Annotated in this window: 23 protein-coding genes; 18 read left to right on the top strand and 5 right to left on the bottom strand. The window is 35.3% G+C overall.

Going from position 1 to position 21,926, the window contains the following annotated elements:
• Positions 1–5 precede the first annotated feature (5 nt).
• The 11 genes from C8K15_RS07355 to C8K15_RS20255 all read left to right on the top strand — a co-directional run bounded on the left by C8K15_RS07355 (position 6) and on the right by C8K15_RS20255 (position 11,121).
• Positions 6–680, top strand: a complete 675-nt coding sequence (locus C8K15_RS07355; RefSeq protein ID WP_108585778.1) for a response regulator transcription factor — start codon at positions 6–8, stop codon at positions 678–680.
• On the top strand, positions 677–2,083 hold the full coding sequence (locus tag C8K15_RS07350; protein WP_233260408.1) for a HAMP domain-containing sensor histidine kinase: 1,407 nt from the start codon (positions 677–679) through the stop codon (positions 2,081–2,083). Before C8K15_RS07355 ends, C8K15_RS07350 begins: the two co-directional genes overlap by 4 nt.
• A 230-nt stretch (positions 2,084–2,313) precedes the next feature.
• Positions 2,314–5,121 (top strand): 2-oxoglutarate dehydrogenase E1 component, encoded by a 2,808-nt coding sequence (locus C8K15_RS07345; protein ID WP_108585777.1) that lies wholly within the window; start codon positions 2,314–2,316, stop codon positions 5,119–5,121.
• A gap of 29 nt (positions 5,122–5,150) precedes the next feature.
• Entirely contained in the window at positions 5,151–6,413 is a 1,263-nt protein-coding gene (gene odhB, locus C8K15_RS07340) for a 2-oxoglutarate dehydrogenase complex dihydrolipoyllysine-residue succinyltransferase (RefSeq protein ID WP_108585776.1), read from the top strand.
• Between the two features lie 812 nt (positions 6,414–7,225).
• Positions 7,226–8,116, top strand: a complete 891-nt coding sequence (locus C8K15_RS07335) for a S16 family serine protease (protein ID WP_108585775.1) — start codon at positions 7,226–7,228, stop codon at positions 8,114–8,116.
• Positions 8,117–8,607: 491 nt separating this feature from the next.
• Complete coding sequence (locus C8K15_RS07325) at positions 8,608–9,012, top strand: YhfM domain-containing protein (protein WP_108585773.1); 405 nt, start codon at positions 8,608–8,610, stop codon at positions 9,010–9,012.
• 347 nt (positions 9,013–9,359) lie between these two features.
• Positions 9,360–9,767 carry an NUDIX hydrolase gene (locus tag C8K15_RS07320; protein ID WP_108585772.1) on the top strand — a complete coding sequence of 136 codons (408 nt, stop codon included), beginning with the start codon at positions 9,360–9,362 and terminating at the stop codon, positions 9,765–9,767.
• An 88-nt stretch (positions 9,768–9,855) separates the two neighbouring features.
• Entirely contained in the window at positions 9,856–9,987 is a 132-nt protein-coding gene (locus tag C8K15_RS21135; RefSeq protein ID WP_255421051.1) for a hypothetical protein, read from the top strand.
• Positions 9,977–10,594 (top strand): NUDIX hydrolase, encoded by a 618-nt coding sequence (locus tag C8K15_RS07310; protein ID WP_108585770.1) that lies wholly within the window; start codon positions 9,977–9,979, stop codon positions 10,592–10,594. The genes C8K15_RS21135 and C8K15_RS07310 overlap by 11 nt, the downstream gene beginning before the upstream one ends.
• 95 nt (positions 10,595–10,689) lie before the next feature.
• Positions 10,690–10,959: a phosphotransferase gene (locus tag C8K15_RS07305; RefSeq protein ID WP_108585769.1), complete on the top strand. Its 270-nt coding sequence runs from the start codon at positions 10,690–10,692 to the stop codon at positions 10,957–10,959.
• 6 nt (positions 10,960–10,965) lie between these two features.
• Positions 10,966–11,121 (top strand): hypothetical protein, encoded by a 156-nt coding sequence (locus C8K15_RS20255; RefSeq protein ID WP_158268270.1) that lies wholly within the window; start codon positions 10,966–10,968, stop codon positions 11,119–11,121.
• Between the two features lie 362 nt (positions 11,122–11,483).
• Here C8K15_RS20255 and C8K15_RS07300 read toward each other — a convergent pair whose 3' ends face one another.
• A complete protein-coding gene (locus C8K15_RS07300) occupies positions 11,484–11,765 on the bottom strand; it encodes a hypothetical protein (protein ID WP_108585768.1) in 282 nt (93 codons plus the stop codon).
• A gap of 450 nt (positions 11,766–12,215) precedes the next feature.
• Here C8K15_RS07300 and C8K15_RS07295 point away from each other — a divergent pair, with 450 nt between their 5' ends.
• The 4 genes from C8K15_RS07295 to C8K15_RS07280 all read left to right on the top strand — a co-directional run bounded on the left by C8K15_RS07295 (position 12,216) and on the right by C8K15_RS07280 (position 16,082).
• The gene (locus tag C8K15_RS07295; RefSeq protein ID WP_108585767.1) at positions 12,216–12,413 is read left to right on the top strand and encodes a DUF6501 family protein; all 198 of its coding nucleotides are present in this window, start codon (positions 12,216–12,218) and stop codon (positions 12,411–12,413) included.
• A gap of 41 nt (positions 12,414–12,454) precedes the next feature.
• Positions 12,455–13,324: an AAA family ATPase gene (locus C8K15_RS07290; protein WP_108585766.1), complete on the top strand. Its 870-nt coding sequence runs from the start codon at positions 12,455–12,457 to the stop codon at positions 13,322–13,324.
• Complete coding sequence (locus tag C8K15_RS07285) at positions 13,278–15,230, top strand: vWA domain-containing protein (RefSeq protein ID WP_233260407.1); 1,953 nt, start codon at positions 13,278–13,280, stop codon at positions 15,228–15,230. The genes C8K15_RS07290 and C8K15_RS07285 overlap by 47 nt, the downstream gene beginning before the upstream one ends.
• Positions 15,231–15,308: 78 nt before the next feature.
• Positions 15,309–16,082 carry an SDR family oxidoreductase gene (locus C8K15_RS07280; protein ID WP_108585764.1) on the top strand — a complete coding sequence of 258 codons (774 nt, stop codon included), beginning with the start codon at positions 15,309–15,311 and terminating at the stop codon, positions 16,080–16,082.
• A gap of 24 nt (positions 16,083–16,106) precedes the next feature.
• On the opposite strand, the gene C8K15_RS07275 is transcribed toward C8K15_RS07280, so the two are convergent.
• Complete coding sequence (locus C8K15_RS07275) at positions 16,107–17,294, bottom strand: toxic anion resistance protein (protein ID WP_108585763.1); 1,188 nt, start codon at positions 17,292–17,294, stop codon at positions 16,107–16,109.
• The gene (locus C8K15_RS07270; protein WP_108585762.1) at positions 17,269–17,943 is read right to left on the bottom strand and encodes a 5-bromo-4-chloroindolyl phosphate hydrolysis family protein; all 675 of its coding nucleotides are present in this window, start codon (positions 17,941–17,943) and stop codon (positions 17,269–17,271) included. The genes C8K15_RS07275 and C8K15_RS07270 overlap by 26 nt, the downstream gene beginning before the upstream one ends.
• Before the next feature lie 225 nt (positions 17,944–18,168).
• On the opposite strand from C8K15_RS07270, the gene C8K15_RS07265 reads away from it, so the two are divergent.
• Both C8K15_RS07265 and C8K15_RS07260 read left to right on the top strand, forming a co-directional pair.
• Positions 18,169–18,462, top strand: a complete 294-nt coding sequence (locus tag C8K15_RS07265; RefSeq protein ID WP_108585761.1) for a DUF1033 family protein — start codon at positions 18,169–18,171, stop codon at positions 18,460–18,462.
• Positions 18,463–18,675: 213 nt separating this feature from the next.
• Positions 18,676–18,876, top strand: a complete 201-nt coding sequence (locus C8K15_RS07260) for a cold-shock protein (protein WP_108585760.1) — start codon at positions 18,676–18,678, stop codon at positions 18,874–18,876.
• A gap of 49 nt (positions 18,877–18,925) precedes the next feature.
• Here the strand turns inward: C8K15_RS07260 and C8K15_RS07255 are convergent, their stop codons facing one another.
• On the bottom strand, positions 18,926–19,612 hold the full coding sequence (locus tag C8K15_RS07255; RefSeq protein ID WP_108585759.1) for a hypothetical protein: 687 nt from the start codon (positions 19,610–19,612) through the stop codon (positions 18,926–18,928).
• Positions 19,613–19,720: 108 nt separating this feature from the next.
• On the opposite strand from C8K15_RS07255, the gene C8K15_RS07250 reads away from it, so the two are divergent.
• Complete coding sequence (locus C8K15_RS07250) at positions 19,721–20,206, top strand: YkvA family protein (protein WP_108585758.1); 486 nt, start codon at positions 19,721–19,723, stop codon at positions 20,204–20,206.
• A 56-nt stretch (positions 20,207–20,262) separates the two neighbouring features.
• Here the strand turns inward: C8K15_RS07250 and C8K15_RS07245 are convergent, their stop codons facing one another.
• Positions 20,263–21,870 (bottom strand): ABC-F family ATP-binding cassette domain-containing protein, encoded by a 1,608-nt coding sequence (locus C8K15_RS07245; protein ID WP_108585757.1) that lies wholly within the window; start codon positions 21,868–21,870, stop codon positions 20,263–20,265.
• Between the last annotated feature and the right edge of the window lie 56 nt (positions 21,871–21,926).

The following is a 21,926-nucleotide window of genomic DNA, read 5'->3' as shown; positions in this document are numbered from 1 at the left end:
GGAAAATGGGCAACCGTGTTTTACTTGTAGAAGACGAAAAGAACATTGCCAGGTTTATTGAACTAGAGTTACGTCACGAGGGTTTCGAAGTCGTTCATTATTTATCTGGAAGAGAAGGGTTAGAAGCGGCGAGATCTCTCGAATTCGATGTCGTTTTGCTTGATGTCATGTTACCTGAGCTAAATGGTATTGAAGTATGTCGTAGAATTCGCTCGTTCTCACAACTTCCTATTTTATTGATTACAGCAAGAGATGCTGTAATGGACCGGGTAGCAGGTCTTGATGCAGGCGCTGATGATTACATCGTAAAACCATTTGCTATCGAAGAATTACTAGCTAGGATTAGATCAGTTTTAAGAAGAACTAGCCAAGAAAATGAAGAAACTTTACTGTTAGTATTTAAAGACATTACTGTTCATACAAGTGCACACCGTGTCGAAGTAAACCAAAATAGCATAGACTTAACAAAAACTGAATATGATTTACTTGTTTACTTAATACAACAAAAAAACCGGGTGGTTACCAGAGACTTGATTTTGGAAAATGTTTGGGGCTATTTAGCTGATATCGAAACAAATGTTGTTGATGTATATATACGTCATTTGCGTTCGAAGTTACCACCAAAAGCAGCAAGTTACATAGAAACGGTTAGAGGAGTCGGATATGTGATGCGCGAATGACAAGAATGAACCAGTGGAATCAGTCAATTGCATCTCAATCATTGAAAAAGAAATGGGCAATAAGTTCTGGAGCCGTCATTTTCATAAGTTTTGCAGTAATGAGTATTATCTTATACATTGCGTTAAAAGGATGGTTGTATCAACAAGAAGAACAAGAAGTAAATCGAACTATGAGTGACTTAACCAGCTTTTTCGAATCTCAAGGTCCATTTTTAACTGTACAGGATATTCAATCAAATAAAGGATTAATGACGTCTATTATTGATAAAGACCAAACTGTTCGTTTACTTAATGCTGATGGTATTGAGTTGTTACAAATCAATAATACATCGACTTTTCCTGCATTTGATGAAATTGACTTGCCCGACAATGGCTATTCGCTTGATACGGACAAATCTTCTTCCATTTCAGCCATAGGTAATATTCAGCTTGGTAAATTTATTGGGTACGTTCAGCTTGAACACCCTTTAAAAGGATTCCAGTCAATGATGAATTATATTCTCACTGCCATGTTGCTTTTTAGTGTGTGTAGTTTGTTGTTATCAGGATGGATAGGATATATATTGGCTACATATTTACTAAGGCCACTTAAAGATTTAAAATTATCCATGGATGATGTTGCTGCACATGGATTTGAAAAAGATTTATCGATAGACTATCATGCGAAGGATGAAATTGGAGAACTTATTACCGTGTATGAAAGTATGATGGGTAAGTTAAAGTCATCTTTTGAACAGCAACAACAATTTATGGCAGATGCTTCACACGAATTACGCACACCTATACAAGTGGTAGAAGGACATCTTGCTTTGTTAAACAGATGGGGAAAGGATGATCCTGTGATTTTAAAAGAATCTTTGGAAATATCCTTACATGAAGTAAATCAAATGAAGTCATTAATTGACGAAATGCTGGAATTAGCCCGAGGAGAGCAGATGAAAGATCGTCCTCCTACTAATATAGTAAAACACACTAAAGAAGTAATAGAAGAGATCATCCAAGTACACCCAACCGTCCAGATTAATCATAATTTGCCAATTCAAGAAGTACTAAACGTCCAAATTTCATCGAATGCCTACCACCAAATTATTCGTAACATCTTAACAAATGCGATTCGATATAGTAAAGAGCCAGCACATGTATCTATTTCATACGAAATTAAACCAGAGAAAGTCATTGTTCTTATACAAGATGAGGGGATTGGGATTTCTCCCAAAGACCAATCTAAAATCTTTGATCGTTTTTATCGAGTCGATGCAGCTCGTTCTAGAGACTTAGGTGGAAGTGGGTTAGGTTTGAGTATTGTGAAAATGCTTATGGAAAATGCTAGGGGAACAATTTTTGTGGCGAGTGAAACGGACAAAGGCTCTACTTTTTCTATGGTTTTCCCACTTATAAAATGAATATTCCTTGTCTATAATACGAGTTATTTCGACATTAAGATAAAGTTTGCTTAATTTACCGAAAAGCATTGTATTTTCTATGGATAGGAGTAAGATTGAAATGGAAAAAAAGTTCTGCATTTCATCATGCTTGATTCCTTTGATATCAGGTTACAACGTGATAATATATTATAGTATGTATAAAAAGAAATAGGAAATGCCGCTTGGCAATAAGTTGGAGGGTTTTCTTAATGTTAATAAAAGGGACACCGAACGGGTCACCATGGACTAAATTATCAGGTCCAAACTTAGGTTATGTATTAGAAATGTACGATTTGTATTTGAAATCGCCAGAATCTGTAGATGCAGATTTAGGCGTATTGTTTGAAGAGTATGGTGCACCAACAACGACTGAAAACGCTGTCGATTTTTCTGCAGCTAATCAGGTAGATCCAAATAACTTTGGGAAAGTATTAGCGGCTGTTCAGTTAGCAGACGCTATTCGGGCTCATGGTCATTTAGCTGCGGATATTTATCCACTAAACGATCGTCCAAAAGATTCTTCTCGTTTAGATCCTTCATCATATGGATTATCAGAAGCTGATCTTGTAGAGATCCCAGCTTCTTTATTAATGAAAAATGCACCAAGTAATATTCAAAACGGTTCACAAGCAATCGAGTATTTGAAATCATTTTATACCGATAAGATTGCATATGAGTTTGCTCATATTATTAATCCACAGGAACGTCAATGGATTCAGTCTAAAATTGAGTCATCATCGATGAAAGTTGAATTATCGGCAGAAGAACGTAAAGCATTGCTTGAACGTTTATCTGAAATTGAAGGTTTTGAGAAATTCATTCACCGTACTTTCGTAGGCGCAAAACGCTTTTCAATCGAAGGATTAGATACATTAGTCGTATTTCTTGATGAATTGGTTCGCCAATCTGAAAAACAACAAACTAAGCAAATTTTAATTGGTATGGCTCATCGTGGACGTTTAAATGTCTTAACACACATTATTAATAAACCATATGACATGATGTTTGCAGATTTTGCACATGTTCCAAACGAATCATTTTTACCACAAGATGATTCATTAGAGATTACTACAGGATGGTTCGGCGATGTGAAATATCACATGGGAGCTACACATACAGCAAAATCTGGTTTGAAAGTAAAACTAGCTTATAACCCTTCTCACCTAGAAGTAGTTAGTCCAGTAGTTGTAGGTCAAACTCGTGCCGCTCAAGAAGTTACATCAAAAACAGGTGTAGCTGCTCAAGATCCAAAAGCTGCATATTCTGTATTAATTCATGGGGATGCTGCTTTCCCAGGGCAAGGCATCGTAACAGAAACATTAAACTATAGTCGTGTCCGTGGTTATCAAACTGGTGGATCCATTCATGTTATTGCTAATAATATGATTGGTTTTACAACAGAATATTATGATTCTCGCTCGACACATTATTCTTCTGACCCAGCTAAAGGATTCGAAGTACCTGTAGTACATGTCAATGCGGATGATGTTGAAGCGGTAATAGCTGTAGCTAGACTAGCATTTGAATATCGTGAAAAATTCGGCAAAGACATCTTAATAGATTTAATCGGCTACCGTCGATTTGGTCACAATGAAATGGATGAGCCGTTAGTAACTAATCCAACTATGTATCACGCGATTCACAAACACCCAACGGTACGTGAACTGTATGGTAAACAATTAGTGTCGGAAAAAGTTGTTGAAGACGCAGAAGTGAAAAAGCTTCAAACTGACATTCAAAAAACAATGCAAGCTGCCTTCGACCGTGTAAGAGAAGTGCCTGAAGCTGAGCATCAAGATATTGTTATTCCTGAAGTTGTATTAAATGGGTATCCAGAAGTTCCAACTGGTGTAAAAGAAGAAACACTAGTGAAAATGAATGCTGAGTTATTATCATGGCCATCAGAATTTACGGCATTCAAGAAACTTGAAAAGATTCTTAAACGTCGTGAAGAACCTTTCAAAGGTAAAGGGAAAATCGATTGGGCACATGCAGAAACATTAGCACTAGGCTCAATATTACAAGATGGAAATCCTATCCGACTGACTGGACAAGATGCTCAGCGTGGGACATTTGCCCATAGACATCTTGTGCTGCATGATGAAAAAACTGGGGCAGAGCTTGTTCCACTTCATCATATTTCGGACGCAAACGCATCATTTGTTGTATATAATAGTCCATTAACTGAAGCTGCTGTTTTAGGGTATGAATTTGGTTATAACTTAGAGAATGAAAAAGCGTTAGTTATTTGGGAAGCTCAATATGGAGACTTTGCAAATATGGCACAAGTTATGTTTGATCAGTTTATCTCTGCTAGTCGAGCAAAATGGGGCCAAAAATCCGGATTGGTGATGTTACTTCCACACGCTTATGAAGGGCAAGGGCCAGAGCATTCAAGTGCTCGTTTAGAAAGATACTTGCAAATGGCAGGAGAAAATAACTGGACAGTTGCTAATCTTTCAAGTGCTGCAAACTACTTCCACATTTTACGTCGTCAAGCTAAAATGCTTGGAGAAGAAACGATGAGACCATTAATTATCGTTTCACCAAAATCATTGCTTCGTCACCCACTTGTTGGCGCAGAAGTAGCAGATCTAGCAACAGGTCAATTTGAAACAATTCTAGAGCAACCTGGTCTAGGCAATCAAACTGAAAAAGTGGAACGAATTTTACTAGCTAGTGGAAAAATGGCAATTGATTTAGCTGATAAAGTAAAAGATGGTAAAGATTTTGATCATCTTCACATCGTTCGTGTTGAACAATTGTATCCATTCCCTTCTGAAAAAATTCAAGCGATTGTTGGACGTTTTCCAAATGCGAAAGAAATTGCATGGGTACAAGAAGAACCACAAAACATGGGTTCTTGGACTTTTGCAGATCCATATTTACGTGATTTAGCAGGAGCGAAGAGTGTAAGATATATTGGCCGTGTTAAGCGTTCAAGTCCAGCTGAAGGCGATGGCGAAGCTCACAAAATTGAGCAAACTCGCATTATAGAAGAAGCAGTTTCACTTTAAAGACCGATTGATCAGAGGAGGAAAATATAGTGGCAGAAATTAAAGTACCAGAATTAGCAGAATCGATTACAGAAGGAACTATCGCACAATGGTTAAAACAAGTAGGTGATTCAGTTGAAAAAGGTGAATTCATCGTTGAACTTGAAACAGATAAAGTTAACGTGGAAGTAATATCTGAAGAAGCAGGAGTTGTTCAAGAACTACTTTTTGCTGAAGGAGATACAGTTGAAGTTGGTCAAGTTATTGCTGTTGTCGGAGAAGGTTCTGGTAGTGGTGATACAACTAAGAATCCGGTTGAAGCAGACCCTGCTGAAGCGGATGCACCTGTTAAAAGTGTAGAACAACCAAAAGCTGAAAAAGTTGCACCAGCTCCGGCTGCTAAAGAAGAAACATCTTCAACGGACCGTACGATCGCAAGTCCAGCAGCTCGTAAATTAGCTCGTGAAAAAGGCATTGATTTAAATGCGGTTTCTACAGTTGATCCAATGGGTCGCGTACGTGTGCAAGACGTTGAATCACATTCAAATGCACCAAAACAAGCACCATCAGCACCGGCTGCAGCTAAAGCTACTGCTACTCCAAAAGAAGATGATGGTCGTGTTACTCGTGAAAAAATGTCTCGTCGTCGTCAAACAATTGCAAAACGTTTGTTAGAAGTTAAACAATCAACAGCTATGTTAACTACTTTTAATGAAATTGATATGACAAATGTTATGGCATTACGTGCTCGCAAAAAAGATAAATTCTTTGAAGATCATGATGTTCGTTTAGGATTTATGTCATTCTTCACAAAAGCAGTTACATCTGCTTTGAAAAAATATCCTTATGTGAATGCAGAACTTGAAGGAGACGAAGTTCTACTTAAACAGTTCTATGATATTGGGATCGCTGTTTCTACTGAAGAAGGTTTAGTTGTGCCAATCGTTCGTGATACTGACCGCAAAAACTTTGCTGAAATTGAAGCAAATATCGGTGAATTAGCGAAAAAAGCACGCGACAAAAAACTTCAAATTTCAGATATGACTGGTGGATCATTTACTATTACAAACGGTGGCGTATTCGGTTCTCTTATGTCTACTCCAATCTTAAATGGTACACAAGTAGGTATCCTTGGAATGCACACAATCCAAAAACGTCCAGTTGCAATTGGTAACGAAGTTCAAATTCGTCCAATGATGTATGTGGCACTTTCTTATGACCACCGTGTAATTGACGGAAAAGATTCAGTTGGATTCTTAAAAACTGTAAAAGAATTAATCGAAAACCCTGAAGATTTATTATTAGAATCATAAGATATAACATTCAGCTTCGCATCCGCGGAGCTGTTTTTTTAATTAAGAAATAAATGCTGACTATAAAAGGATTTATTTTATAGGCTCTATTAAACTAAACTGTTGTTTATCGTACAATTGCGATAGCCGTACGTTCCGCATGGGCCGACAAGTATGAAAACCACATACTTGTGGATCTCATTCTTGGGCCCACAGGAAGTGGGTCATGAAGGTGCTGCCACAAAATTTCTCGAATTGCATTTTGCGACGAGTAACCGCAGGAGCAATTTCTCGCATGGCATTTTGCGACGAGTAACCGCAGGAGCAATTTCTCGCATGGCATTTTGCGACGAGTAACCGCAGGAGCAATTTCTCGCATGGCATTTGCGACGAGTAACCGCAGGAGCAGGACGTGGCGTTTTTAACCTTCGTTCCTTTACATGCTAGGCGCAAATGTACTCTTTCGTTTGTTCTTCAGTATCAACAACATTCTTTAACATAGCCATTTACAAAGTAGCTAGTGACGATGTCACTTCGCTACTTTTTTTGATTTTCAATATTAGGATTTCTTTATTAAGATGCCAGAGATGCAATTTTTGTTAAAAAACTGCTTAATAGAGGTATTTACCACATCGAATAAATTTGAAATTAATTGGAAGGTAATTGGTTATTTATGTTAATATTAATATGAAATAATTTGGAAATTTTGAATCGACTAAATATTGAGAGAGGAAAGATCTATTCAAATAGTAATAAAACTCCATGGGTAGGTTTGTTAATTAAAGATGATTCAATTGTAAAGCAGATACGAATTTGAAATAGGAGATGGACGAATGAAGTATGAATTCAAAAATAGACATCCGAATCTTCCAGTTGTGACGATGACGCTTGTTTATTTTATTGAACTTTTTTTATATCTTATAAATTTTATCTCGGGTTTTTTCTTTGTAAACGTATTGTTTTTAATGAGTATACTAATCCTCTTTTTCTCATTGGTCATTATGAAAACAGCAATTTCAAAACCGCCATTTGTTTTTTCTGTAATTTTTTCGGTATTCTTATTTATTTACGAAATGCCGCTAATCCTTATTGATAACCATCAATACCTAATTTCTAGTCCCAACGCACCAGAAGAATTAATTAAAGGTTCTGGAATTTTTTTGTTATCAATAAATGTTGCTACAATAGGTTCCGTTGAAAACGAACAAGTTCTACGAGATAGTTATCAAAAGGGTCACACTAAATACTTTGAAATTATTTCCGTTAAGAATCACGCGCGATATTTTAGCAAAAACAAAGCGATCATCGAATCGGTGGGCTTATATAAAGATGAGTTTGAACAGATGTCTGAAAATGTGGCAGGTTATTTAAACACAAGTAACAAGGCAATTGATGAATTTTTAACGAGGGATGGTTCGAGCGGTAGCAGTGCAGGCTTAGGTTTAGTATTATCGAGCCTCTCTGAACAAGGGGAATTTGAAAATGATATGCTAATCGGCGTAACAGGTGCCATTAGTAAAACTGGGAAAGTAAAAGAAGTTGGTTCAATAAATGAAAAAATACAAACCGCAAATGAAAATGGCTTTTCTCATATAATCCTACCACTTGCAAATCTTTCTGAAGCCAAAGAAGTGAAAAAAAAACTTAATCTCCCGATTGAAATAATAGGAGTTCATGATGTTGATGAAACTATTCAACTCATAAAAGAGCTCAATAAAAGGTAGATTTCGTTCAAAAGGATAATTAAACAAGAATTTAAGAAAAATCCTAATTCAATATGATCAACTTCAGAAAGAGGTATGTATGAAAGTTAATATTAACAGATCGTCATTTATACTTTCTTTATTTTGTATCCCTTTATTTTTTATTTCAATATCATCTGAAAATTTTATAAGTATATTTACTAAAAACATAGGGATTCATCCATTAAATATTGTCTTAGCCGTAACGTTGATTTCATTTCTTCTTGGAGTTATTGGATTAAAGGATGTAAGGGATTGGAAATCAATGGCAAGAAGTGTATTTACTATTGTTTTTACAATATGTGCTTCTGGGATATTAATTTTCATTATATTCTTTGGCAGTTTACTTACTTAACATTATTTCAATCATTAGCTTTACTTTAAAATCGTTGAGTAGCTAAGACATAGGCGCTGATTAGTTGGAGAAGGACTTGGGTAATTGGTAAGTTTTTTCAAAAGAAGAGGTGGTTTAAATGAAAAAATGGGTAATTACTTTCTTAGTACTTGGAATCATATTTTTTTTCAGTTACACAATTTTAGCACATGGTTTTTCAGATATTGAGAAAATCGCAGTACAAAAGTACAACATTGATGGTAAGAAAATAGGAAAAGAAAAAATTATAGAAGACAAATCTACAATTAAAAAAGTTACACGAATTCTTAATAGGGCAAATCACAAAAGAAATACCAAATATGAAATGGCTTATCATTCAGACTACGAAGTTACTATATATTATCAAGGTAAAGGAACAGAAGTATTGAGTGTGTGGGAGCAATCTGGACCATATACTACTCAGTTTTTCAGACAAAGCAATTCAGATTGGTACAAAATCAAGAATGATAAAAGAAGGAAAGAACTTATTAAGATATTGAACTAACAAGTGCTTTTAAAGGAGCAAACCCTTGATTGTTACAGAACAAATTGGCAGGATAATTGAAGAAGGAAAGAATGTTATAGCATTAAGAAAATTGATTTAAACAACGGGGAAAAGATTTTGTCAAAAGGTCTATTACTTTTAATGCCTTCGTTTGTTGGCTTCTTTTTAGCATTATTACAGGAAATTATGTTACAAAAATAGGGAACATAGTAAAGATAAAGAGGACTCATGAGTGAAGTAGGAAAAAATCATTTGAAAATAAATGCTTAAATTGCCCAATTGATGATGATTAGGTTGTTTAGTGTTCTTCTTGTATAAAAGTAAATATGAAAATGGAGATTGAGATAATGACACCACCAAAACATATTGTTTCAGCAGCAACAATTGTGCTAAATGATCAAAAAGAAATTTTATTAATTAAAGGACCAAGACGAGGATGGGAAATGCCTGGCGGACAGGTTGAAGAAGGAGAACCATTGATGGATGCTGCAATCAGGGAAACAAAAGAAGAATCGGGAATAGATATTGAAATAACGAAATTTTGTGGAGTTTTTCAAAATGTTAGTGGATCAATTTGTAATACATTATTTTTAGGAAAACCGATTGGAGGAGAACTTACAACAAGTACTGAGAGTCTAGAAGTAGGATATTTCCCAATTGAAAAAGCATTAGAAATGGTTACCTGGAAAAATTTCAGACAAAGAATTGAGTGTTGTATAGACGATAAACTTCAACCTTTTTATATTGATTTTTAACTTTTTCTGCTAATTGAGTCTTAAACAAAAGGAAAGTGATGTGTTTAATATTTATAGTTTAGAAATAATTCAAAATAGAATACAATCTGTGTTTACAATAGAAGTACATTGGTTGCCTGACAATCAATCATTGGAATTTGCAATGGAGCCTAATGCTGTGTTTAAACATGTATCTGAGTTTATTGATTTTCTAAATGCTGGTATGCCGAATGAGTCATAAATGGTTGGAATGGGCAAAAAGGATCCAATCATTGTCTCAAGCAGGATTAACTTTTTCAAAAGATATTTATGATATTGAACGTTTTGAAGAATTGCGAATGATAAGTGCTGAAATTATGGAAGAATACACTGAATTAGATTTGCAAAAAATCAAGGATTTATTTACGAATGAGACAGGTTATCAAACGCCAAAAGTAGATGTTCGTGGAGTAGTGTTTAGGGATGATAAAATCTTAATGGTTAGAGAGAATATTGATGACAGATGGTCTATACCTGGTGGGTTTTGCGATGTAGGTTTGTCTCCATCTGAAAATATTATTAAAGAGTTAGAAGAAGAATCTGGATATATTGTAGAACCAGTGAAAATGCTCGCTTTTTTGGATATGAATAAACATCCACACCCTCCTCAACCTTATTATTATTATAAAATGTTTATTAAATGTGAGATAGTTGGAGGAAATGCAATTACTGGAATAGAAACAAAAGATATAAAATTTTTCTCTGAAAATAATTTACCTAATCTTTCTACCGATAGAAATACAGAGTCACAAATTAAAACACTTTTTGAATTTCAAAGGAACCCTCATAAAGAGTCGATATTGGATTAAAAAATATTCTTATTCATCTCCCTTGAAAATTCAATTCCAGACTGAAGCATTTTCATTTAAGAAAGCGGAAATGCATCAGAAAGAAAGCGTTAATTATGAGCTTTGGACATATTCTTAATCAGCTCCACGAAACAAAAACGATTGAATCACTTATTCATATAGATAATTGGTTAGATCAGCAGTTATTGAAAGCTGATAGTTATGTGAAAACTGGAGAAACAGAAGCCAGTATACAACTTTTAGAGAAATTACAGTCAACTAAACCTATACCTGTTGAGCAAACGATAATTCACGGAGATTGTACATCTGACAATGTTCTTGTTGTGGATGGTGAGGTGCGATTATTTATTGATGATCTAGGATGACAGTTGGTGACCCATTGGTATGATGAATCTTTGGCGATAAGTAGGTTTGTTAATAATGATGAAAACAAAAAAGCTTTTTTTGAGGATTATAAACGTTACAATGTTTCTAAGGAAGAGTTTCAATATTTCGATGAAGGTTTATATGAATTTTTAGAAAGTTGATTAACAAACTGGAGTTTAGTAAACACCAATAACAGGGTGCTTTCTTGAAGATTTTCTGCATTATAACAAAGTGGATGAAAAAGCTAATGATTTCCATTAGGATACGCTCTATTTCTTCCTTTTCATCCATGTAATAATTTGCGAAATACATCTAATGCTAGAATTAATAGTCTGCTGATTTTGTTTATTTTTTTCAATTTTATCAATGACAACCGCCCTTCTAATCTCTCCTTAATATACGCCCATGCAAAAAAAACACCTCCGATAAATGTCCTTTTTAATGTAACATTTATAAAGGTGTTTTATTTTGTCTTACTAGGTTAGTCTACTAGAACTAATCCCGCTATTTCTTTTTGAAGATGTTAACAGTTTGTAAGAGTGTAAGTGTTTACAGCTCCATTCGCAGTAAATGCAACAACTTTAAAGTCGTCTTCGAAAAGGCACTGTAGTGCAAAAATAACGTTATTACCCACTGCTAGCGCAGCTGAACAAGTAGAGTCCACGTTGCCGGCAGTAGAAGAGAACAAAATAGGGAAGCCTGCAGCACTAGTAAAGCTTACAATAACCGTACCGCATCCACAGTTTTCTTTTTTTCTTTTTTCATCACAGCAATGATTTTTTCTTGAAGAATAATATTCAGACATAATAACACCTCCTTTCATTGTTTTTATAGTATATTAAGTTTTTCATAACGAGAGAGGGCGAATGAGTAGATATATTCATAACTTTTCTCTATCTTAAATTAATATAGAAATAAATAGGGCTACGTTATCCAGCTTGCAAGGTAGAGTGGGGTGCTAACATGTAGAAGGATTAATCTACGAAAAAAGGCAGGTGAGAAGTGACAAAGTCGATACCTTGCTGCACCCTCTTTTATTCTTTAGACAAGGGTGTAGCAGATAATTGCATAGCAAATGGTACTATTAAGATCTGTGAACGTAATCAATGGTTGACTTAAATAAGCCAGACCAAGCCATATCATCTTATTTCAAACCTATATTCTTTACGTTTTAGAAAGAGGTTTACCCGCGTTGTTGATAATCTTTTACAGCTTGCTTATACTAGTAGAAGAGAACGAAATGAGGAGATGAATTATGTTACATAACGTTTGGAAAGATGCACCTACAATTAAAACAGTTACTTGCAAACATACCAATGCATCGAAGTTTTCGGTGTCAAATGTTCTAACGGTTGGTAAAACATACGAAGTGAAAAATGAAACAGAAGAATTCATTTTTATACTTGACAACACAGGTCACATTGGTGGCTTTTATAAAGAATATTTCGAATAGCCGATGACTCTTCATCGGTTTTTTTATTGGAGGGATTAACGTTGAACGTAAAATCAATCATTGACCATTCACAAAACAACAGACATTCAAAAGAGCATGCAGATGACCATAAAGCATTAATTGGGCGTGGCGGCTATGTATCACCATTAGAAAATTTGTGGAATGACATTTTACTAAGTGTAGTGTTGCAAAAAAATGTCTTACTCAAAGGACCATCTGGATCGGGTAAAACGAAATTGGCAGAATCGATTTCTTCTTTCTTCAATCAACCGATGCACAGTATTAATTGTTCAGTTGATCTAGATGCAGAAGCTCTTCTCGGGTTTAAAACATTGATTCAAGAAAAAGGTCAAACGGCTATCGATTTTGTAGAAGGACCGGTCATTCAAGCCATGAGGTACGGTCATATTTTATATATTGATGAAATCAATATGGCAAAACCTGAAACCTTACCGATTCTACATAGCGTTCTCGATCACCGACGTATGCTGACAAATCCTTATACCGGGGAAGTGTTACGAGCTCACGAAGACTTTACGGTTATAGCCGCAATAAACGAAGGCTATATTGGTACTTCTCCTTTAAATGAAGCATTAAAAAATCGCTTTATTTCATTCTCGATTCCTTATTTAACAGGAGAGCCACTTCGTGGCTTATTTGAACGGGAATACCCAGAAGCCTCATCTTTACTCATCAAAACCATGCTTAACCTTGCAGAAGATATGTTTATTCAAGTTCAAAATGGTTTACTAAGTGAAGAAGCTGCATCTATTCGCAGTTTACTCGATGCTACTGAGCTAGCTCAATATATAGACCCTAAACGAGCTATTCGTTATGCAATAGCTGAAAAATTAGAAGACGATAGTGAAAAAGAGTTGGTCATGGAACTGGCGAATACTTGGCTTAAGTGAGGTGCTTTATTTGTCATCGGTCAATCGATTTATTCAATTTAACAATGAAACGATCAACGCAAAACGAATGATTCAGTTAGAACAATTGGCACGAGCTTTAGGTCGCAGTCCATACTTATCACTAACTGTTCGTAAATTGATGGAGTTTCGCCCAAAAGAAGGCGCCATTTCGATGAGCCATTTTTGGAATCATCGTGATCCTGAAATTGAACAAAAAGGTCAATTATCTGATTTGTATTTATTAACTTCGGGTTTTTGGAGACATTTTGACTTAACAGCATGGAATCATTATAAGAAAGAAGTCAGTCATCTTCCTATTAAAGAGTTTGCTCTACAACTCGCAATAAGTGCAGAGGAGTTTCGACTTTCCAATTTGATTCGTCAAGAACGGCCGGGAACAGACGGTGCATTTGTCGTTCGTGAAGAAGTATATACCACTTTCCATGAACAACAATTGATGGTCAATTTCAACAAAGGATTTATGAGTGACAGTCTATTTAGTTTTTTATACGTAGCACTTCGTAAAGGGTCACCTACAGCCCTATTAGTAGAAGACTATCCGAGTTACTTCAATCGGGCACTTGCAAAATGGCAGTTTATTTTCGATTCAAAGAGTACAGCTGAAAGTTGCCGAATTTGTTTAGATATCCTTTATTCACTGGAAGAAGTGATGACGAAAGATTTAACGCATATATTTATATCTCTTCACGAAAACTTAGAAGAAATTCCAGGTTATGAAGAAAAAACTAAACGATCAATTGATCAACAAGATTCAGAAAATTTTCCTCCAAGTGAATCCATTGAAGAAATGTTTAGGACCTGGCATCGAGAAAGTGAAAAACAACAAGGACCACACCTTGATTTTGAACTAACAAAAGGAAATAAAGGAAAGACAAATAATGGCCGTGTAGAAGAGGGCGATGAGTCCAATGAAATTGATAGTGAGGGATCAGGCACTTCTACTGCGAATAAGAAAAGTAACCAAAAAGCAAAAATGGATGGGAAAACAGAGAAAAATCAAACCAAGCAATCAGGAGAACGATTCGGTGATGAACATCTAAATGTATCATTCGAAGAAAAGAGAATAGTTCGAAAAATAAACGCCGGCTTGAAAGATGGAATTTCCATCATTCGTGCAGAACAAAAACCGTATGTGAAAGCATTTACGAAAGAAATCCGAAAAAGAATTGATCAAAAGCAAGAGAGCAAACGTACTCGATTATCAAAAGGCAGATTAACACCAAATCTGACCTCTTTATTAACTGAACAACGACCAAAACCATTCTATAAAAAGAATAGACCATCTCTTCCAATGGACGCTGTTTTCGGTTTGTTAATTGATAGTTCGGCTTCCATGATTGATAAAATGGAAGAAACAAAAAAAGCAGTACTATTATTTCACGACGTTTTACGGGACTTAGGTATTCGACATGATATTGTATCGTATTATGAAGATGCCTATGAAGCGACGGATCAAGAACAACCCAATTCCTTTTTATTTTGCCACCAAGTAGCAGATGGATTAAAAGATCATTCAGAAGCCATTTTTTCGTTGGTGGCCCATGATGACAATCGTGATGGATTAGCTATTCGCTGGATGGCAGAACGACTTCTAAAACGTAGTGAAAAGCATAAATTTATTTTATTGTTTTCTGATGGAGAACCATCTGCATATGGCTATGCTGCAAATGGAATTATCGATACCGCGGAGGCTGTCATCGAAGTAGAGAGAAAAGGGATTCATTTACTCCATTTGTTTTTAAGCGCAGAGCAACCCGTGGAAGAACAAATACAATTATTCCATATGATGTTTGGGGCAAAGACTGCAACTGCGAAAAATGTCGATGAATTCACTACTCAAACATTAAGACTACTGCGTCGCATGCTATATCTAGTTGTTAAGTGACAAATATTCAATAATATTGGATGAAAAACGTTAATCATTTTAGCAATTCATTATAGATCATCGTTAGGGGAAATGTTCATGATCGAATTAAAAGATAAAATCGCAATTATTACTGGTGTAGGCCGCCTACAAGGTATTGGAACGGCTATTTGTAAAGAGCTAGCAGATGCAGGTTATCACATTTTTTTCACTTATTGGGCGGAATATGATAGAAAAATGGCTTTAAGCATGGATTTCGATGACCCGATGAAATTAAAAGAGGAGTTATTACTAAAAGGAGTTAAGGTGTCTTGTATGGAGTTAGATTTAACAACACAAGCTGCACCTGAGCAACTGTTTGAAAAAGTAGTTGAGCAACTTGGACAACCTGATATCTTAATAAATAATGCAGCTTACTCAACTAACAATGATTATTCAACGATAACTATGGATGAGTTGGATAAACACTATGTGGTGAATATCCGGGCAACGACTCTTTTAAGTAGTAAGTTTGCTCAGAATTTCAAGAAGAAATCAGGCGGGAGAATTATTAGTCTTACTTCAGGTCAATTTCAAGGATCCATGGCGGGTGAATTAGCCTATGCAACAACAAAGGGTGCAATAGATGCCTTAACTATTACTTTGGCAGCAGAAGTAGCTCCACTAGGAATAACTGTTAATGCAGTAAATCCAGGTCCTACGGATACAGGATGGATGACTGAAGATATTAAAAATGCGTTAGAACCAATGTTCCCATTTGGTAGAATCGGGGAACCAAGTGATGTTGCAAGAACCATTAAATTTCTAGTAAGTGAGGATGCCAACTGGATTACAGGTCAAGTAATTCATTCTGAGGGTGGATTTAAAAGGTAACTTAAATAAATAGAACCGTCCTCATTAGCGAGGACGGTTTTCTTGTTCTTGATGAACGATTAATAGTCGTTGTTTTAACTGTTCTTCCATACGGGCAATTTCAACTTCGGCAGCTTTTCGTTTGACGCGACCATCTGATTGGATACGAAGTGTTTCTTCAATTGTTTGAAGTAAGTTCTCTTGTGTTTGTTTTAATGTTTCAATTTCAACAATGCCACGTTCATTTTCTTTTGCAGTTTCAATACTGTTCATTTTCAACATTTCCGAGTTTTTCAATAATAAATCATTCGTCGTTTTCGTTACTTGTTTCTGTGCTTCTACCGCTTTCAATTGACGATTAAGTGTTAATGCTATCGCAATTTGATTTTTCCATAAAGGAATGGAAGTCATGATAGAAGATTGAATCTTCTCCGCCAACGTTTGATTGGTTTGCTGAATCATTCGAATTTGTGGAGCACTTTGAATCGTTATTTGACGAGATAGCTGTAAATCATATAACCGTTTTTCCAAACGATCTAAGAACTGAGCCATATCATTCACTTCTTGATAAGCCATCTGATCAGATGATGCTTCAGCTTTTTGACGAAGGGCAGGGATGGTTTCGTTTAATATTTCATCACGTTTTATTTCCGCTGCAGCAATATAAACATTTAAAGCTTGAAAATATGCTTTGTTTTGATCGTATAACTTATCTAACATATGAACATCTTCAATTAAACCTCTTTTAGAATGTTCAAGTTGAATGCCAATACGATCAATTTGAGTACTTAATTTTTGATATTTAGTCATTAACTCCTGAACAGATCTAGATACTTTCCCAAATAACCGTTTAATACCGGATTTCTTTGTTGTGGTTAATTCTTCAGGGTTCATTTGCCCAAGCTTGTCCATCAAATCTTTTAAAATATCTCCTACTGGTCCAATGTCTTTCTTTTGAACATGGTCAAGCATTTGATGTGAAAACCTTGAAAGTTCAGTTTGTGCATTGGCTCCATATGTTAGAACTGCTTCATAATTACCAGCAGGAATTTGAGCAGCCAGAGTATAGGCTTTTTGTTTTTCTTCTTCAGACAATCGATCTATTATTTTTACAGGTAATTTTTCATTTATAGGATCGTCTTGATCCTTCATTTGTGGTTGCATTTCAAAAGGTGAATTTAGTAAATCATCTAAAGTTTTCGTTTGACTAGGAGTCGATTGATTTTCTGCCATCTAGTGTTTCTCCTTTCAGCAATAGGGGAGTTTCTTGTTTTCTTAGTGAAATTTTAGCAAAATCAAGTTCCATTTTTAAATGCTCAATATCAGAAGACAATACTTGACGTAAATCAAGTTCCATCACTTCATTAATCTCTAACAATGTCTCACGCGTATCTTGTAAAGCAATTTGAACATCATAGGCTTTAACGGGTTGTGAGACAAGCAATGTGTATTTTGAAGTAAGTTCTACTGCTGTTTCAAGATGGGCATAAAAGAATGATTCGACCTGGTAGAATTTCTTAGGTTCGGTTTTAACAATCTGAACAATTCGTTTAGCTAGTCGATTCATTTCAAATAATTGTTTAAATGCTCTTATTGAACGAACCTTCATATAGTATCCATTTAATTGTTTAAGTTTGATTTTTGCTTCTTTTAACTGCGTATTAATATGACGATATTCTGCCATCGTCAAGCCATATTTTGAAACAATCAATCGAGATTGTACCACTTTAATCAGTTGATTGGACAAAGCGTAAGTTCCAATGGAAAATAATCCTGCTAGTGCGAAATGAATACCTAATCCTGATTGAAATGCTATCCAACTTCCAAAAAATATGGGTATGCTAAGCAAATGTCGAATTATAAAGTACTTTACATCGATCAAGTTGCAACCCTCCTTAAGAGTTCTTCTCTATTACATACGATTGGCGTAACAAAAGGTTTCATCTGGACTTAACTTATATTAAATTATAGGAGTAATCAATGATTTTGAATTATTAAGAAGTAAAAGGTTTCAAATTTGGAGAGAAGATTATAAACAAATTACTAGACGCTGACATTTCATTTGATAAAATGAAGATTATGGAAGTATAGAAAAGGATGAAAATCTATGAATGAAATAATTTATATGAAAGCTGGTTATGAACCTTGGTGGATGTTTTCCGGGTGGGAAGAATATATTATCGAAAAAGAAGTATTTACTTCAGACAAAGAGGCGAGTGATTACTTAGAATCACTGCTAAGTGAATTCCGTAATACGTATCCGAATGAAGAGAAACAAAAAGGAGCATGTTGGGCTTTTTGGACTGAAGATGAACAAGAGTTTTGTGAAGCATGCGATGATGATTTACAAACATTTCATGGTGTAATTTGGCTGAAAAACGGGAAGCCGAATCAAATATAAAAAGACATATAAGACTATGAAAATACAAATAATAAAATTGACAGTTGTTGGGTAAATGTTATAATGTTCTTAACAATTGAAATTGTTTTACCGGAAACCTGTATTCACATATTTCAGTAGTGATCGGCGTTTGCTGGTGCTATTGTGTATGTGAATTTTTTGGTTTTCATCACTCAATTTTAAATTGTTAACTTTATTTTTGGGGGTTTGTTTATGAAACAAGGTACAGTAAAATGGTTTAACTCAGAAAAAGGTTTCGGATTTATTGAAATTGATGGTGGGGACGACGTATTTGTTCATTTCTCTGCAATTCAAGGGGAAGGCTTTAAGACACTTGATGAAGGTCAAAAAGTCGAGTTCGAAGTTGTCGATGGCAACCGTGGACCTCAAGCTGCAAATGTCACCAAAATCTAAATTTAGCAACTAAAAGAGGCAATCCGAAATTTCGGATGCCTCTTCTTTTTTAATCAACCGATTCGAGAGTTGACGTTACTATAAATTCATTGTCTTCTTCGTTCATAATAAATTCTCTTTTTATTTCGCCGTATTCTTCTACGATATATTTACGCCGTATGGCTCCACTATCATCCGTCTTTTCCAAGACAATTACTTGATCAAAAGTTTGAAATGGTGTGTCAACCGTTTCATCTACACTAACAATTTCCCAACCGTCAAAAGATACGCCAGTTTCTAAGGGGAGCTTTAAAAATGTCGAGAGCTTAGGAAGTGCTTGCAACTCTTCATTAGTAGGGTTAAACTCGTCATAAAATTCTCCTTGTTCTTGAATCAAATCAATCGACTCATCAGAAATTCGATAAGTACGTACAAGAGTTGTTCCTCCATTGTCTTCATAGATGGAAACGGTATAGTCATTGTGCCATTGTGTCCGTGCTAGGTAGCTGGCATATTCATTACCTTCTCCTAAATACTTAGCAGTGACTCCATCCTGCAAAAAGAAGTTCGAAAACTGTACTGGCTCTAGTTCAGGTTCTGCGACGACTTCCTCTGGTTCTTCAATGATTTCTTCAGGTTGTTCTTCTTCAGTAGTGGGGAGGGTATTTGAAACAGAAGGGTTTCCTACAGAATCGTCACTACAAGCGCTTAACAGTAAGAAAAGCATGAGAACGACATATTTTTTCAATATTGACATAAGGTAACCTCCAATCTGTTTGTTTAGTAATTTAGACGGTTGGTGTTGGTCAAACGTTTCAATTTTCTGTTTTTTTGGTATAGTATATTTTAAGGAAGGGGAATGAATATGACAGAATATGATTTGAAAAAAGAATTACCGACACTTAAAAAACAACAAGATTTTTATGAGAAACTTCGTGGGAATATTACTTCTTTTTTAGAATCAAAATCAGGAAGTGCAAGTAAATTTGCACCCTACCTATTATTCGCACCAGATTTGTTCCATCTATTAACTAAATCATTACTCGATAATCGCATTGATGGGAAAAGTAAAGTATTAATCGGTAGTGGTATTTTATACTTTATTGCTCCAATTGATGTAATTCCCGAAGGTTTAATAGGTCCAGGTGGGTTTATGGATGACATTATTGTTGCAACATTCGTTGTGAATACATTACTTAATAAATTTTCACCCGAAATTTTAGAAGAACATTGGGTAGGGGATGACAAATTATTTGTTACATTAAAGAAAATTTCTAAATCAAGCGATGGCTTGCTCGGAAAAATACCAGCTCGATCTCTCCTAGGAATGTTCATAAAAAAATCTAAATAAAAAATAAAGTGTGATGGGGATATACACCCTTCACACTTTATTTTTCGCTTTTTGTTTTATGATTTGATTCCTTGAGATTCTTTCCAATCTAAGAATTCATCAAATGATAACTGCTTGTCAAGAATTGAACCATCAGGCAAGATTTCAATTACACGATTAGCAATCGTTTGGATGAACTGGTGGTCATGAGATGTAAAGATCATAGCACCTTTGAAAGCAATTAAGCCATTGTTAAGTGCTTGAATTGATTCTAAGTCTAAATGGTTCGTAGGTTCATCTAATAGCAATACATTGGCATTAGCAAGCATCATTTTAGATAACATACAACGTACCTTTTCCCCACCAGATAATACAGATGGTTTTTTCTTCACTTCTTCACCAGAGAATAACATACGTCCTAGGAACCCACGTAAGAAAGTTTCACTTTCATCATCAGGTGAATATTGGCGCAACCAATCTACTAAAGAGTTTTCATTTCCAGTAAAGTATTCGCTGTAATCGATTGGGAAGTAAGTACGTGTTGTTGTAACACCCCAACGAATTGAACCTTCTGTCGGTTCAACTTCTTCTGCTAACACACGAAGTAATGAAGACTTAGCAATTGGATCACCAATTAAGATAATTTTATCTTCTTTATTAATTGAAAAATGGATGTCTTTAAACATAGTTTTGCCTTCATGTTCAAATGAAATTCCTTGAGCAGCTAGGACGTCGTTACCGATATCACGTCCAATTTGGAAGTTTACATAAGGATATTTACGTGAAGAAGGACGAATGTCATCCAATTCAATTTTATCTAACATTTTCTTACGAGAAGTTGCTTGTTTAGATTTAGATGCATTTGCACTAAATCGTGCGATGAATGCTTGAAGTTCTTTTATTTTTTCTTCTTTTTTACTATTATGATCTTGAGATAATTTAGTAGCTAATTGACTTGATTCATACCAGAAATCGTAGTTTCCGACATAAACTTGTATTTTCCCGAAATCAAGATCCGCAATATGAGTACACACCTTGTTTAGGAAGTGACGGTCATGGGAAACAACGATAACAGTATTAGCAAAGTTAATTAAAAATTCCTCTAACCACTGGATAGCTTTTAAGTCTAAATGGTTTGTAGGCTCATCTAGTAAAAGAACATCTGGTTTGCCAAACAATGCTTGAGCAAGTAAAACTTTTACTTTTTCAGAACCTGTTAAGTCAGCCATTTTTTTAGATAGAGATTCTTCACCGATACCTAAACCTTGTAAAAGGATTGCCGCTTCAGATTCAGCTTCCCATCCATTCATATCTGCAAACTCACCTTCAAGTTCTGCAGCACGCATACCATCTTCGTCAGAAAAATCTTCTTTCATATAGATAGCATTCTTTTCATTCATAACTTCATACAAACGTTTATGACCCATCATCACTGTTTCTAATACTTCAAACTCTTCGTACTCGAAGTGATTTTGTTTTAGTACAGCTAAACGTTCATTCGGATTCATGATGACATTTCCTTCTTGTGTTTCAAGGTCACCCGATAAAATTTTAATAAATGTAGATTTTCCAGCACCATTTGCACCAATTAAACCGTAACAGTTACCTGGGTTGAATCTTATATTAACGTCTTCGAAAAGCTTACGATCTCCGAAGCGCAAACTTACATTACTTACAGCAATCATGCTAGTACCTCCTTATTTTTCACAATGCTACTATTATAACACGAATAGCGGTAAAT

It is taken from the genome of Paenisporosarcina sp. OV554, from assembly GCF_003058165.1.
In the GTDB taxonomy this organism is placed as follows: Bacteria; Bacillota; Bacilli; order Bacillales_A; family Planococcaceae; genus Paenisporosarcina.
This window is presented reverse-complemented; position numbering and strand designations above follow the sequence as displayed.

What these genes read in the sequence shown, in the direction of transcription:
- C8K15_RS07345 (WP_108585777.1), top strand. Translation starts at nt 2,314, where the DNA reads ATGTTAATAAAAGGGACACCGAACGGGTCACCATGGACTAAATTATCA.
- C8K15_RS07325 (WP_108585773.1), top strand. Translation starts at nt 8,608, where the DNA reads ATGAAAAAATGGGTAATTACTTTCTTAGTACTTGGAATCATATTTTTT.
- C8K15_RS07305 (WP_108585769.1), top strand. Translation starts at nt 10,690, where the DNA reads ATGAGCTTTGGACATATTCTTAATCAGCTCCACGAAACAAAAACGATT.
- C8K15_RS07245 (WP_108585757.1), bottom strand. Translation starts at nt 21,870, where the DNA reads ATGATTGCTGTAAGTAATGTAAGTTTGCGCTTCGGAGATCGTAAGCTT.
- C8K15_RS07295 (WP_108585767.1), top strand. Translation starts at nt 12,216, where the DNA reads ATGTTACATAACGTTTGGAAAGATGCACCTACAATTAAAACAGTTACT.
- C8K15_RS07260 (WP_108585760.1), top strand. Translation starts at nt 18,676, where the DNA reads ATGAAACAAGGTACAGTAAAATGGTTTAACTCAGAAAAAGGTTTCGGA.
- C8K15_RS07265 (WP_108585761.1), top strand. Translation starts at nt 18,169, where the DNA reads ATGAATGAAATAATTTATATGAAAGCTGGTTATGAACCTTGGTGGATG.
- C8K15_RS07280 (WP_108585764.1), top strand. Translation starts at nt 15,309, where the DNA reads ATGATCGAATTAAAAGATAAAATCGCAATTATTACTGGTGTAGGCCGC.
- C8K15_RS07320 (WP_108585772.1), top strand. Translation starts at nt 9,360, where the DNA reads ATGACACCACCAAAACATATTGTTTCAGCAGCAACAATTGTGCTAAAT.
- C8K15_RS07335 (WP_108585775.1), top strand. Translation starts at nt 7,226, where the DNA reads ATGAAGTATGAATTCAAAAATAGACATCCGAATCTTCCAGTTGTGACG.
- C8K15_RS07350 (WP_233260408.1), top strand. Translation starts at nt 677, where the DNA reads ATGACAAGAATGAACCAGTGGAATCAGTCAATTGCATCTCAATCATTG.
- C8K15_RS07255 (WP_108585759.1), bottom strand. Translation starts at nt 19,612, where the DNA reads ATGTCAATATTGAAAAAATATGTCGTTCTCATGCTTTTCTTACTGTTA.
- C8K15_RS07275 (WP_108585763.1), bottom strand. Translation starts at nt 17,294, where the DNA reads ATGGCAGAAAATCAATCGACTCCTAGTCAAACGAAAACTTTAGATGAT.
- C8K15_RS07355 (WP_108585778.1), top strand. Translation starts at nt 6, where the DNA reads ATGGGCAACCGTGTTTTACTTGTAGAAGACGAAAAGAACATTGCCAGG.
- C8K15_RS07300 (WP_108585768.1), bottom strand. Translation starts at nt 11,765, where the DNA reads ATGTCTGAATATTATTCTTCAAGAAAAAATCATTGCTGTGATGAAAAA.
- C8K15_RS07250 (WP_108585758.1), top strand. Translation starts at nt 19,721, where the DNA reads ATGACAGAATATGATTTGAAAAAAGAATTACCGACACTTAAAAAACAA.
- C8K15_RS07310 (WP_108585770.1), top strand. Translation starts at nt 9,977, where the DNA reads ATGAGTCATAAATGGTTGGAATGGGCAAAAAGGATCCAATCATTGTCT.